The 12,721-nt window shown below is 65.7% G+C and carries 10 protein-coding genes; 4 read left to right on the top strand and 6 right to left on the bottom strand.

What is annotated here, in order from left to right; translation table 11 throughout:
- Positions 1 to 7: 7 nt before the first annotated feature.
- The 3 genes from sufB to EDC31_RS00135 form a co-directional block, all read right to left on the bottom strand.
- Positions 8 to 1,498, bottom strand: a complete 1,491-nt coding sequence (gene sufB, locus EDC31_RS00145) for a Fe-S cluster assembly protein SufB (RefSeq protein WP_042059257.1) — start codon at positions 1,496 to 1,498, stop codon at positions 8 to 10.
- Positions 1,498 to 1,947, bottom strand: a complete 450-nt coding sequence (locus tag EDC31_RS00140) for an SUF system Fe-S cluster assembly regulator (protein WP_042059258.1) — start codon at positions 1,945 to 1,947, stop codon at positions 1,498 to 1,500. The genes sufB and EDC31_RS00140 overlap by 1 nt, the downstream gene beginning before the upstream one ends.
- A gap of 105 nt (positions 1,948 to 2,052) precedes the next feature.
- Positions 2,053 to 3,375 carry a DUF445 domain-containing protein gene (locus EDC31_RS00135; protein ID WP_239641676.1) on the bottom strand — a complete coding sequence of 441 codons (1,323 nt, stop codon included), beginning with the start codon at positions 3,373 to 3,375 and terminating at the stop codon, positions 2,053 to 2,055.
- A gap of 200 nt (positions 3,376 to 3,575) precedes the next feature.
- On the opposite strand from EDC31_RS00135, the gene EDC31_RS00130 reads away from it, so the two are divergent.
- Positions 3,576 to 6,314, top strand: coding sequence for a phosphoenolpyruvate carboxylase (locus EDC31_RS00130; RefSeq protein ID WP_042059308.1), 2,739 nt, complete (start codon positions 3,576 to 3,578; stop codon positions 6,312 to 6,314).
- Here the strand turns inward: EDC31_RS00130 and EDC31_RS00125 are convergent.
- Positions 6,311 to 7,744 carry a pyridoxal phosphate-dependent decarboxylase family protein gene (locus EDC31_RS00125; RefSeq protein ID WP_042059260.1) on the bottom strand — a complete coding sequence of 478 codons (1,434 nt, stop codon included), beginning with the start codon at positions 7,742 to 7,744 and terminating at the stop codon, positions 6,311 to 6,313. The two genes, EDC31_RS00130 and EDC31_RS00125, sit on opposite strands and share 4 nt — an antisense overlap.
- A 37-nt stretch (positions 7,745 to 7,781) precedes the next feature.
- Complete coding sequence (locus tag EDC31_RS00120; RefSeq protein WP_042059262.1) at positions 7,782 to 8,591, bottom strand: DUF1217 domain-containing protein; 810 nt, start codon at positions 8,589 to 8,591, stop codon at positions 7,782 to 7,784.
- Positions 8,592 to 8,750: 159 nt separating this feature from the next.
- Here EDC31_RS00120 and EDC31_RS00115 point away from each other — a divergent pair, with 159 nt between their 5' ends.
- Genes EDC31_RS00115 through EDC31_RS00105 form a run of 3 tightly spaced genes read left to right on the top strand, consistent with a single transcriptional unit; the run spans position 8,751 to position 12,168 of the window.
- Positions 8,751 to 10,214 carry a circularly permuted type 2 ATP-grasp protein gene (locus EDC31_RS00115; RefSeq protein ID WP_042059264.1) on the top strand — a complete coding sequence of 488 codons (1,464 nt, stop codon included), beginning with the start codon at positions 8,751 to 8,753 and terminating at the stop codon, positions 10,212 to 10,214.
- Positions 10,196 to 11,188, top strand: coding sequence for an alpha-E domain-containing protein (locus tag EDC31_RS00110; protein WP_042059267.1), 993 nt, complete (start codon positions 10,196 to 10,198; stop codon positions 11,186 to 11,188). Before EDC31_RS00115 ends, EDC31_RS00110 begins: the two co-directional genes overlap by 19 nt.
- A gap of 53 nt (positions 11,189 to 11,241) precedes the next feature.
- Positions 11,242 to 12,168: a hypothetical protein gene (locus tag EDC31_RS00105; protein ID WP_132126863.1), complete on the top strand. Its 927-nt coding sequence runs from the start codon at positions 11,242 to 11,244 to the stop codon at positions 12,166 to 12,168.
- A 34-nt stretch (positions 12,169 to 12,202) separates the two neighbouring features.
- Here EDC31_RS00105 and EDC31_RS00100 read toward each other — a convergent pair whose 3' ends face one another.
- Positions 12,203 to 12,688 (bottom strand): hypothetical protein, encoded by a 486-nt coding sequence (locus EDC31_RS00100; RefSeq protein WP_052511948.1) that lies wholly within the window; start codon positions 12,686 to 12,688, stop codon positions 12,203 to 12,205.
- Positions 12,689 to 12,721 lie beyond the last annotated feature (33 nt).

The following is a 12,721-nucleotide window of genomic DNA, read 5'->3' as shown; positions in this document are numbered from 1 at the left end:
AATCTTCTTAACCAACGCTGCCTTCAAGACTGATCTGGAGGAGTTTTTGCGCCTCCACCGCGAATTCCATCGGAAGTTCCTTGAGAACATCCTTGCAGAACCCGTTGACAATCAAGCCGACTGCGTCCTCTTCCGACAGGCCGCGCGAACGGCAATAGAAGAGTTGATCCTCGGAAATCTTCGACGTGGTCGCCTCATGCTCCACGCGGGCCGTCATGTTGCGGCTTTCGATATAGGGCACCGTGTGCGCGCCGCAATGGTTGCCGATCAACAGGCTGTCGCACTGGGTGAAATTCCGCGCGTCACGGGCGCGCGGCATCATCCGCACGAGGCCGCGATAGGTGCTGTCGGATTGCCCGGCCGAAATCGTCTTGGCGATGATGGTCGAGCGGGTGTTCGGCGCGAGATGGATCATCTTCGTGCCGGTATCGGCCTGCTGGCGGTTATTCGTCACCGCGACGGAGTAGAACTCGCCGACCGAGCCTTCCCCCGCGAGGATGCAGGACGGATATTTCCAGGTGATCGCCGAACCGGTCTCGACCTGGGTCCATGAAATCTTGGAATTGCGTCCCCGGCACGCACCGCGCTTGGTGACGAAATTATAGATGCCGCCGCGTCCGTTCTCGTCGCCCGGATACCAGTTCTGCACCGTGGAGTATTTGATGCTGGCCTCCTCCATGGCGACCAGCTCGACCACCGCCGCATGCAACTGGTTTTCGTCGCGCATCGGGGCGGTGCATCCCTCGAGATAGGATACCGAGGCTCCGTCCTCGCAGATGATGAGCGTGCGCTCGAACTGGCCGGTATTGCGCGCATTGATGCGGAAATAGGTGGAAAGCTCCATCGGGCAGCGCACCCCCTTGGGCACGAAGACGAAGGAGCCGTCGGTGAAGACCGCCGAGTTCAGCGCGGCGAAGAAATTGTCCCCGGCCGGCACCACACTGCCCAGATAACGCTGCACCAGTTCCGGGTGCTCGCGGATGGCGTCCGAGATCGGGCAGAAGATGACGCCGGATTCGGCCAGCGTCTTGCGGAAGGTCGTCACCACCGAGACGCTGTCGAAAACCGCGTCCACGGCCACCGGCATGCGGGCTTCCTCCCCTTCCGGCGACTCGACCCCGGCCAGCAGCGCCTGCTCATGCAGCGGGATGCCCAGCTTCTCGTAGGTCCGCAGCAGTTCGGGATCGACCTCATCAAGGCTTTTCGGACCCGGCTTCTTCTTCGGCTGCGCGAAGTAATGCGCGTCCTGATAGTCGATCCTGGGGAATTTCGGCTTCTGCCAGTCCGGCTCCTCCATCTGCTGCCAGGCGCGGAAGGCCTTCAGCCGCCAGTCCAGCATCCAGCCCGGCTCGTCCTTGCGCTCGGAGATGAGGCGGATCGTGTCCTCGCTCAACCCCTTGGGCGCGATTTCCATCTCGATCTCGGTCTCGAAACCCCATTTGTAGGACGTGCTGCCGAGACTTTCGACCGTTTCCCTGGTTTCAGTCACTGCGGGCATTACAAATTTCCTTCTGCGATGGCGGGCGCGTGGGCCCTGGCGGAGATCATGCCCCGCCCCTGCCCCATGCGAGCCAGCGAGATTCCGTTCAGCGTCTCGAAGATCGCCTCGTTCACGGCGTCCCATTGACCGGACAACACACAGAGCGAACTCGCGTCGCAGGACTTGCCTTCGACGCAGGTCGTGATGGCGATGGGACCGTCCACGGATTCGATCACGGCGGCCACCGAAATTTCCGTCAGGGGACGCCCCAGCCGGTAGCCGCCCCGCGCCCCGCGATGGGACATCACCAACCCGTCGGCCGCCAGCCCTTTCAGGAGCTTGGCGACGGTCGGCTCGGGCACGCCGGTCTCCGCCGAGAGTGTCGTCGCCGTGGCGAGGCCCTCATGCCGCCCGAGTTGCACGAGCAGCACCGTCGCATAATCCGCCAACCTCGATAATCTGAGCATCGCTCTCTCCCGACGACATCGCCTCACCCTTCAGTCACCAGGCGACGGGCATACAAGACCCAAGCAGTCCTCTTTGCCCTGAAATGCGCCCTTGGCTCTTCTCCGTCAAGGCAAACTTCCAAAAAACAATCGCGCCGCGCCGTCCAGCGCCGTGCCGATCAGGAATCCGACCAGCGTGCCGTTCACGCGGATATATTGCAGGTCGCGGCCCACACGCTGCTCAAGGCGATCCGCCAGTTCCACCTCGTCCCATCGGTCGACGACGGCGGCGATATAATGGGAGAGCATCTCGCGGACGGTGGGCAGAAGGCGCAGCGCCGCGATTTGCGTGCCCTGCTCGATACGCCGCCGCATGGTCTCGTCTGTGGCGAATTCCTCGGCCAGTCCCTCGATGGCGGCGTCGATCACCGCGGCGCTCCATCCCTGCGGCTCCCCGAGATCGGCGATCAGCAGATCGCGCACGCGGAGCCAGAGTTCGCCGAGCCAGGCCTGAAGACTGGCATGGGTGAAAACGCCCGAGACCGCCTCGACGAGACGGCTGCGGTAGGAGGGCTGGTCTTCGATCCGGTCGATTTCCTGCCGCGCCCAGTTGGTGAAACCTTCGCGCAGGGAGGAATCGCTCGGATCGATCCGTTCGAGCTCCATGTTCAGCGCCGTCAGGACCCGGCTGGCCACGCCCGCGCCGATCGCCCAGCCGAGCACGCGGCCGCCCTGCTCCCGCACGCGATCCTCGATGAACTGGCGCAACAGCGGTTCCCGCGCATGAATGCCGTGCTTGATCCGGGCGAGCAGGAAGGTCAGCACCTCCTGGTGCAGTTCACTATCGACGAGCGCGCGCAGGGAGCGGGCGACGAGCCGGGCCGCATCCTCTCCCTGAAGCAGAACGGGCAACGCTCTCCGGATGGCGCAGGTGGCGCGGCCGCTCTCCATCAGCACCACGATGGGCGGCAGGGCGCGCTGAACCGTCGCGATCAGGGCGGCGCGGTTTTCCGGATTGCGCAACGCCTCCGCCAGCATGTCCGGCACGCCGACCCGCGCGATGGCCCGCGTGACGTCGTCCTCGGTGAAGAACTGCCCGGCGACGAAGCGGCCGAGCCCCTGCCCCAGCCGCGCCTTCTGACGCGGGAGGATGGCCGTATGCGGAATGGGCAGACCCAGCGGATGGCGGAACAGCGCCGTGACGGCGAACCAGTCCGCGATGCCGCCCACCACTCCCGCCTGGAACCCGGCGCGCAGGAGGCGCAGCAGGCCGGACTCCCGCACCACATGACAGGCCGGAAGCGCCGTGACGAGGACGAGTCCGCCCGTCATGCCCAGCAGAAGGCCGCCTGCCAGGCGACGGGCGGAACGAAAGGCGAGCGAGGCGTCGGCGGAAGACGCGGCGTGCGGCGTCATGCGTGCGGCGTTCATGAGGAGAAGCGATAGCATCCCGCGTCCTGCCTGTCGCGTCCGGGACAACGCCTCATCCCTGCGTGATTATATGGATAAGGGGCTGGGCGCGACGCTTCGCGCGAGGGTATGTTTCTTTCACTCGCAAAACGCTCATGTGACAGGACGACGCTCAAGTGACCAGCGCCACCCCCCTTTCGACTTCATCCGCCTCCTGCACGATCGCCCTGCAGGAGCGGATGCGGGAACTGGACCGCCTCGCGGCCGAGGGACGCGGCGCGGCGGATTCCGTCCAGGCGATGTATGCCGAGATCGCCGATTCGCTTGCCGACGGCTCGTTATCCGTCGATGCGCTCGAAGACGTCGTCCGCACCTTGCGCGACGACGCCGCGCGGAAGCGGGCGGCGCGCTTGCGGGCCTATCTCGCGCTCAATTCCGGCCTCTCCCCCGAGGAACGGCTGAGGAACGCCGCGGCGCGCCTCGTCGCGGCCCATTCCGATCCCCTCGCCCTGGCGGCGGCGGTCTCGCGCCCCGCCTTCGCGGCGGTGTTCACCGCCCATCCGACCTTCGCCCTCGCGTCGCACGTCTATGAGGCGCTGGAAGGGCTGGCCGACACGCCGGACGGCACGCTTCCGACGCTGAAAACGCATCGCCGCTCCGGACCGCCGACCCTCGCCGACGAGCTTTCGGCCGCCACAGCAGCGATCCTGCGGGGGCGGAACGCTCTCGATTTCTACGCCGGCGCGATCCTGCGCGAGGCGGCGAAGCGATGGCCGGACGCCCTGCTCGCCCCTGCGCCGATCATCCTGTCCAGCTGGGTCGGCTTCGACACGGACGGGCGCAGCGACATCAAATGGTGGGACACGCTCCGCATCCGCCTCGCGCTCAAGCGGCGGCAATTCGAGCGTCTTTCCGCGCAGATCCGCCCCCTGCTTCCCAAGAACACGCCGCTGGCGCGGAAGATCGAGCGCGCCATCGAGATCGTGCGGATGCAGGAGGCCGCCTGTCCGCATGCCCATCGTCACGACCCGCAGGATATCGCGACCTTCGCCAAGGCGCTCGTCTCGCATCACGGCGATGCTCTGACATCCGCCGCCGAAACGCTGCCGCTCTTCGAGGACGCTCTGGCCAAGCTGGACGCGCCCGCGCGCCATGACCTGCTCGTCGCCCGCGCCGGATTCCTCGCCCACGGCCTCAGCCTGGCCCATATCCATACGCGCCTGAACGCGACGCAGATCTATAACGCCGCACGCACGCGGCTCGGCATCGAGGACGATCCCGCGATTCCGTCGCGCCGCCGCGTGGTGCTGACGCAGATCAACGAGGCGCTCGATACCCTGACGCCGCTGCCCGTCGATTTTGGCGCGCTGATGACCGAGCAGTCCTCGGCGGCCCAGTTGATGATGACGATGGCGCAGACGCTGAAGCATATCGATTCGGAAACGCCGATCCGTTTTCTCGTCGCCGAGACGGAAAGCGGCTTCACGCTTCTGGCCACGCTCTGGCTGGCCCGCCTGTTCGGCATCCAGGACCGGCAGATCGAGATTTCACCGCTCTTCGAAACGCAGGACGCGCTCGAACATGGCGAGGTCCTGCTGGAGGAGGCCTTCCGCTCGCCGCATTGGCATAGCTATCTCCGCGCCAATGGCCGCATCTGCCTGCAATTCGGCTATTCGGATTCGGGGCGTTACGTCGGTCAGATCGCCGCCACCAATCTCGTGGAGCGCATGCGGCTGCGGACTCTGGCCCTGATGAAGAAGCACGGGCTCGACGATCTCGAACTCGTGCTGTTCGACACGCATGGGGAGAGCATCGGCCGCGGCGCGCATCCGTTCAGCTTCGCCGATCGCCTGGCCTATTTCTCTCCGCCGCACACCGCCACGCTGTTCGAACAGGCCCAGATTCGCGTGCGGGAGGAATGTGCGTTCCAGGGCGGAGACGGCTACATGCTCTTCGGCACCAACCATATCGCCGAAGCGACCATCGCCGCCATCGCCGAGCACAGCCTGCGCGACCTGCACCATGTGCCGCCCGATCCGATCTATGACGAGCCGGATTTCTCGTCCGATTTCTTTTCCACCATCGCCCTGTCCATGACGGGGCTGGTGGCCGATCCGGGCTATTCCGCCCTGCTCGGCGCGTTCGGCCCGGCGCTGATCGACAAGACGGGATCGCGCCCTTCAGCCCGGCAGGGAGACGGCGTGACCGTCGCCCGCATCACCCATCCCAGCCAGCTTCGCGCCATCCCGAACAATGCGATTCTCCAGCAACTCGGCTGGTACGCCAACACGCTGCAAGGCCTGGGCGAGGCGATCTCGCGCCATAACGAGGAATTCGAGATCTACAGCCAGAACAGCGCGCGGTTCAGCGTGGCGCTGGATTTCGCCCGTCAGGCACTCGCCCATTCCGACCTCGGCGTCCTGCGCGCCACGCTGCGTCTGTTCGATCCCGGCACATGGCTCGACCGCGCGGCCCAGGCCCGCGACGACGAGACGATGCGCCGGTTCATGGATCTCTCGAAGGGTCTCGAAGATCAGGAGTTCTGGCGCCGCCTGCCCGCCATGTTCCGCCGTCTCCAGGCCGATCATCTCAAGCTGCGCATGGTCTGGCGGGACGCGCCGCGCATGGAGAGCGACGAGAAATTGCTGCACGCCATCCGCACGGCCATCATCCAGACGATCTGGATGATTTCCACACGCATCCCCTATTTCAGCCCGCGCAACAATATCTCGCGCGAGGCGATCACGGCGATGATCGTCCGGCTGGACATCGAGACCGCCGTACAGCGCGTGGCGCAGATCTTTCCGCTCGGCGGCGACGACATCGACGGGATCGATTTCCACGAGCCCGCCGCGCCGCGCGAGAGTTCGACCTTCCGACGGGAGCATGAGGACATCATCCAGCCGATGCTGCGGCTTTTCGCCCTGTTGCGCGAGGTCGGCGTCGCCATCATGCACAGGTCAGGCGCGTTCGGCTAAGAGACGGCCTCATCCGTCCCGCCGCCTCTTCGCGCGGCGATCTCGATGAGCGCGGCCAGCAGGGCGTCGATGGTCGCGCGGGTGGTGCGGTGATTGACGATGGCGGCGCGGATCGCCAGCCTGCCGCCGATGCGGGTGGTGGACGGCGCCGCCACGCCGCTTTCCTGCACGTCCTTCACGAGTTCGGCGGTCAGAGCGTCACTTATGCCCCGCAAGGCGAAGCAGACGATATTGAGCGCGACGGGCGCGAGGAGTTCGAAACGGGAATCGGCCCTGACACGCTCCGCCAGATAGCCCGCCACCGCGCAGCATTCCTCGACCATGGCCCCCATGCGCGCCGATCCGTAATGGGACAGGGTCATCCAGACTTTCAGTGCCCGGAAGCCGCGAGAAAGATCGGGGCCAAAATCGCAGAACCATGGCGCGTTTCCCGCCAGGCCGCGATCCTCCCGTTGCAGATAGTCGAGGCTCTGCGCGAAGGCCCGCGCGTGCAAGGCCGCGTCCCGCACGACGATGCAGCCCGCGTCGTAAGGGACCTGCCCCCATTTATGGAAATCCAGCGCGACGCTGTCCGCCCGCTCCATGCCGGCGAAGAGCGCGGAATGGGTCGGGCTGAGCCGTCCGAACGCACCGAACGCGCCGTCCACATGCAGCCAGAGATTTTCGCGCGCACAAAGATCGGCGATCGCCGCGAGATCGTCCACCGCGCCGCAATCCACGCTTCCGGCCGTGCCGATCACCATGAACGGCGTGAAGCCAGAGGCGCGGTCCGCGGCGATCTGGTCCGCCAGAACGTCGAGGCGGAGACGATAGGCGCCATCGACCGGAACGCTGCGCAGCGCGCCCGTACCGAGCCCGGCGAGATCGAAGGCGCGCGGGATGCAGCCATGCGCGGTCGACGCCGCATATCCCACCAGCCCGGCGCCCCCGACGCCGGTTTGACGAAACGCGGGATCGCGCGCACGGCTGGCCGTGATGACGGCGATGAAATTCGCGAGTGACGACCCCGTGACCAGCACGCCGGAACTCGTCTCCGGCAGCCCGACGATCTCCGCCGCCCAGCGGATGACCTGACGCTCCACCTCGATCGCGGCATGGTCGCGGCCGCCGCAATTGTCATTCAGGCTGGCGGCCAGCAGTTCCGCCAGAATGCCGACCGGCGTGCCCGCTCCCTGCACCCACCCCATGAAACCGGGATGGGTATTGCCGTTGTGATAGGGGACGATCGCCTGACGGCAGAGATCATAGAGCTTCTCCGCGCCCGTCCCGCTCGTCGGCAACGCGCCCCGGAACCGCGCCCGTTCCTCCGGCGGCATGGGACGCCAGACCGGCCCGTCTCCCATGCGTTCGGCCCGGTCGAAGATATTGTCGAGCATGAGATGCCCCAGCGCGCGCAGGGACGAAAAATCCTCCGGATCGAGACCCGCCATCCATTGCTCCTGTCGTACGGACGGCGCGAATACTGCGTCAGAAGAGTCGTGAGAACAATGAGGTGTCCGCAGAGCCGCTGTCGCCGAACAGGCCGAGAATCCCGTCGCCCTGTCCCGATGCGCCGTAGAGACTCAACATGCTCGCTGGTGTGGTGGTGGCCTGAGGATGGATCTGGAGCAGGGTCAGATACTGCTCCGCGTAACGCTGGATTTTCGCGGGCGAGGAAAAATCCGAGAGATCGACCTTTCCCGTCAGAAGCCGCACCTGCTCGTCGTAATCGAGCGCGCCGAACTGCGAGGGGTCGAAGCCGGATACGGTCTCCACCACATTCAGCAGCCGGGCGTCGCCCATGATATCCGTCACCGTCATCGACCCCGTCATGGCGCGGGTGAAATACAGCGCATTGCCTAGACCGGGCGCGGCGCCGTTTTCGCTCGTCTCGAACTGCGAGGTCATATAGTCCTGCGCGATCTGCGCCACGCCCGAGCTGCTGGACAGGGGGGATTTCGACCAGTCGGCGAACGCCTTGGCGAATTTCTGCCAGGCCGGATTGCCGGACGTGGCCGCCAGGGATTTGGGATCGGAAACGCTCTGCGTCAGCAGGTCCTTCACCACGGCGTTCTGGCCGATGAGAGATGAAAGACCATAGGCGCCGAGCACGACCGTCAGCGCCTGATAGTTCTTCATCAGCGCGGCGGCGGAGGTGATGGCCGAGGCCGATCGGGTAAACGCCGCCGCAGCGGCCTGGGCGGTCGGCGTTTCCTTTTCATAACTCGCCACGGCCGCGTTCTCGTCCTTCTCCACGGACAGGTAGAGCGGTACGGCCGCCATTCCGATAGTGGTCATGTCCTGTGCCTCCTGCGTTCATCCTGCCGCCGGAAAGCTTAATGCCGCGTTAAGACCGAAAACGCGGTTGACGACCGCCCCCGGCGGCTCCAGAATTCGTTTCATTATCACAATGTGCGCCATCGCGATGGCGACGCACCGCCGGGAGAAGGACACCGAATGGCGAAAGACTCCTCCCCCTCCCCCGCCTCATTGTTCGAGGGATATCAGACCGGAGGATTCTATTGCGAGCTGACGAACCGGGGCGGACAGGCGGACCCGGCCATCGACCTCGTGCTGCAACGCCTGTCGCGCATGACGACGCGCGACCTGCGCGAGCGCGCCCATGCCGCGGAAATCGAACTCTATAATCTCGGCATCACCTTCACCGTCTATACCGAACGCACGGCGATCGATCGCATCCTGCCGTTCGATCTCATTCCCCGCGTGATCGCCCATGCGGAATGGCAGCGACTGGAGCGCGGCATCCGCCAGCGCGTCGCCGCGCTGAACCTCTTCCTGTGGGATATCTATCACGATCAGAAGGCGCTGGCGGACGGGGTGATCCCGCGCGATCTCGTGCTGGGGAATCCCAATTTCCGCCAGGAAATGATCGGCTTCGATCCGCCTTGCGGCACCTATGTCCATATTGCCGGGACGGATGTGGTGCGCGACGAAACGGGCAATTTCCTCGTGCTGGAGGATAATGTGCGCACGCCGTCCGGCGTGAGCTACGTCATCGAGAACCGCCGCATGATGCGGCGCGTCATGCCCGATCTCATCGACGATCTCGACCTCGCGCCCGTCGAGGAATACGGCATGGCGCTGCGCCGGATTCTGGGCGAAGTGGCGCCGGAGGGGATAAACGACCCCGAAATCGTGCTGCTTTCTCCCGGCACGTATAATTCCGCCTATTTCGAACATGTCTTCCTGGCCCGCGAGATGGGAGCGACGCTGGTCGAGGGGCGCGATCTCGTCGTGTCCGATGATCGCGTCTTCATGCGGACCATCGCCGGGCTGAAGCCGGTGCACACGATCTATCGCCGCATCGACGATGCGTTCCTCGACCCGGAAGCGTTCCGGCCGGACAGCATGCTTGGCGTGCCGGGGCTGTTCCGCGCCTATCGGGCGGGCAACGTGACGCTGGCCAACGCGGTCGGAACCGGCGTGGCCGACGACAAGGCGGTCTATGCCTATGTGCCGCGGCTGATCCGCTATTACCTCGGCGAGGACCCCGTTCTCGACACGATCGAGACCCATATCTGCGCCGAGCCGGAGGCGCTGGCCTACACGCTCGACAATATCGAGAACCTCGTGGTCAAGCCGGTGGGCGAGTCCGGCGGGTACGGCATGATCATCGGCCCGCACGCCACGCCGGCCGAGCGCGAGGCCTTCCGCGAGAAGCTGAGGAACGACCCGTCCAACTATATCAGCCAGCCGGTACTGAAGCTCTCGACCACGCCCATCCTGTGCGGCGACACGATCAGCCCGCGTCATGTCGATCTGCGCCCCTTCACCCTGACGGGCGAATCCTCGTGGACGCTCCCCGGCGCGCTCTCGCGCGTGGCCATCCGCGCGGGGTCGCTGGTCGTCAACTCATCGCAGGGCGGCGGGTCCAAGGATACATGGGTGATGGCGTCATGACCCCGGCCGACGGGCGTTTCGCGGTCACGCCGCTGCTCTCGCGCTATGCGGAAAACATGGTGTGGCTGGCGCGCTACATGGAGCGCATCGAGAACCTCGCCCGGCTGATCGACGTCAACGAAACCTTCGTGCGGCTTCGGACGGTCGTCAACGGCTGGCGCTGCATCATCGACATCAACACGGACGCCGAGAACTACCTTGCGCGGCATGCGGAGATCGAGGGCGCGGAAGTCGCCAGCTTCTACATTCTCGAACGCGACAATCCCAACTCCATCCTCAGCATGGCCCTGGCGGCGCGGGAGAACGCGCGCGCGTTGCGCCCTCTCATTCCCATGGAAATGTGGACGCAACTCAACGTCTTCACGAATTTCATCCGGAGCCTGACGTCATCGGATATTTCCGCCAATCAGATTTCCCTGCTCTGCGCGCGCATCAAGGAGGCGTGCCAGACCCATGCCGGCATCACGGAAGGCACGCTTTACCGCGACCAGGCATGGCTCTTCCATCAGATCGGCAAACATCTCGAACGCGGCGATCAGGTCACACGGCTCATCGACATCAAATATCAGGCCCTGCTGCCCAACCCCGAGGCGATCGGGACGGAAATCGACCTCAGCCAGTGGACGGCGGTGCTGCGTTCGGCCGCGGGCTATCACGCCTTTCGCCGCCTCGTGCCGAATGACATTTCGCCCGCCGCCGTCATCGGCTTCCTGCTCAAGAGCCGGGGCTTTCCCCGGTCCCTCGCGACTTCCCTGCGGCAGGCGCATCATGCCGCCCATCTGCTGCGCAGCGATTACCGCCTGCGCGGGGCGGGACGGGTGCTGGAGCGGATCGAGAATCTTCAGGCGGTGCTGAACGGCATCACCACGGATGAAATCATCATCACGGGGCTGCATGAATTCCTCGACGGCATTCAGGGCGAACTCGCCGCGGCCCACAACGTGCTGGCCGAGGTCTTCTGGCCGGCCGCATGAGTTGCACATGACGGATTGCCGTCGCGCCGATCCGGCGGCATCATCAGCGGCCCATGACACGTTTGCGCCCGCTTCTGCCGTTGTTCGGCCTCTGCACGCTCCTTTGTGGCGCGCCCGCGCGCGCCGAGGCGATCCCCGCCGCCTGCCTGACGACGCATTTCGCCCATGAACGGGTCGCGGCGCGCGAAGTCCTGCTGGACGGATTTTCGGCGCGCCTGATGGAGACGGGAGCGACTCTCGGTGTCGCCGAAGCGCGGATCACCGATCCGACCCATCACCTGACCGATGCGATGCTGCGGGACGCGAATACGTTGGGCGCTCTCGGCGCGCTGCTGCTGGACAATGGCCGCACGCCGCGAAGCTGCGACACGCCAGACGCGCACGCGGCCATGCGGAGCATCGTGCACGCCGTTGTCGCAGGCGGCGCGCCGGAGCTCAGATGGGATCGCGCCGTGCTGGTCCGCGGCGCACATCGCACGACGATCCGCTCGGTCATCCTGCGCTTTCATCCGCTCCCCGGCGCACCCGCCCGGATCGGACTCGCGATCGAGGCGGACGGCATCGCCAGATCGGATGGCGGCCTGACGCCGTCCTCCGTCTCGATGTCCGTGGACCTCCCCGCGCGCGCCCTGTCCCAGGCCGATGAGGGCGCGAAGAGCGTTCCCCTTGTCGCGCCCGGCGAGACGCTGACGATTCATTCCCTTCATGTGGAATATGGTTCAAGCCATCTCGACGGCCAAGGCTTCGTGCGGCCCGGGCAGAGCTGGCGAAACTCGTCAGGACAATTGCATCTCGAAATCTCCGGAATGCACGATCTGCTGAACGGACTCCACGGCAACAGCCCCAGCGGGGTGACGACGGCCCTCGCCGTGGCCCAGCTGATGGGCCATCGCGACGGCGACCGGACAGGCTGGGACGTTGCCTTGCTGGACGGCGTGCTGTCCGTCAATCACATTCCGCTGCCGCTTCCGCTGCACTGAGTCCTCATCCGGGCGCCGGACAGTCTTCGGACGGTCAGCGCACATCCACGCGAATCGCGGGGTTGGCCGCCTGCCCTTCGGCCCGTCCCTGCATCTCGACCTGCCAGGCCGGCGCGCCCGCCGCGACGATCGCGCGCGCGACGGACAGTTCCTCCCCTTTCGAGAGCGCGGCCAGTTCGTCCGCCTCTCTGGCCGGCGAGGTCGTGCGCGGCACGATGGCCGTCAGGATGAAGAGCACGTTGGGCTTGCGGGCCAGCGCCAGCCGCGTCGCCTTCGTCACGACGGGACGCCATTCCGTGTCCGGCGTGCCGCTGACGATCTGGAGGAAGGGCGGCGCGGGCGGCGGCGCCGAAGGAACGGGTTTGCGCGGCGGCGCCGGCGGCAGACCGGCCGATGCGTCGAAACTCCTCTGGTCGATGGGTTCGCACGCCGTCAGCGCGAGGCCGCAGAAGGCCAGACCCGCGGCGGCCCATCGGAAAAGGGAGAGATCGGGACAGGCGTCGCGCTTGGAATGTCGCATGATGGAACGAGAATCGCAGGAAAACCCTTTTCC

It is taken from the genome of Acidomonas methanolica, from assembly GCF_004346035.1.
Taxonomy (GTDB): Bacteria; Pseudomonadota; Alphaproteobacteria; order Acetobacterales; family Acetobacteraceae; genus Acidomonas; species Acidomonas methanolica.
This window is presented reverse-complemented; position numbering and strand designations above follow the sequence as displayed.

Coding starts and splice junctions, on each gene's coding strand:
- sufB (WP_042059257.1), bottom strand. CDS start 1,498: ATGCCCGCAGTGACTGAAACCAGGGAAACGGTCGAAAGTCTCGGCAGC.
- EDC31_RS00140 (WP_042059258.1), bottom strand. CDS start 1,947: ATGCTCAGATTATCGAGGTTGGCGGATTATGCGACGGTGCTGCTCGTG.
- EDC31_RS00135 (WP_239641676.1), bottom strand. CDS start 3,375: ATGCTATCGCTTCTCCTCATGAACGCCGCACGCATGACGCCGCACGCC.
- EDC31_RS00130 (WP_042059308.1), top strand. CDS start 3,576: ATGCGGGAACTGGACCGCCTCGCGGCCGAGGGACGCGGCGCGGCGGAT.
- EDC31_RS00125 (WP_042059260.1), bottom strand. CDS start 7,744: ATGGCGGGTCTCGATCCGGAGGATTTTTCGTCCCTGCGCGCGCTGGGG.
- EDC31_RS00120 (WP_042059262.1), bottom strand. CDS start 8,591: ATGACCACTATCGGAATGGCGGCCGTACCGCTCTACCTGTCCGTGGAG.
- EDC31_RS00115 (WP_042059264.1), top strand. CDS start 8,751: ATGGCGAAAGACTCCTCCCCCTCCCCCGCCTCATTGTTCGAGGGATAT.
- EDC31_RS00110 (WP_042059267.1), top strand. CDS start 10,196: ATGGGTGATGGCGTCATGACCCCGGCCGACGGGCGTTTCGCGGTCACG.
- EDC31_RS00105 (WP_132126863.1), top strand. CDS start 11,242: ATGACACGTTTGCGCCCGCTTCTGCCGTTGTTCGGCCTCTGCACGCTC.
- EDC31_RS00100 (WP_052511948.1), bottom strand. CDS start 12,688: ATGCGACATTCCAAGCGCGACGCCTGTCCCGATCTCTCCCTTTTCCGA.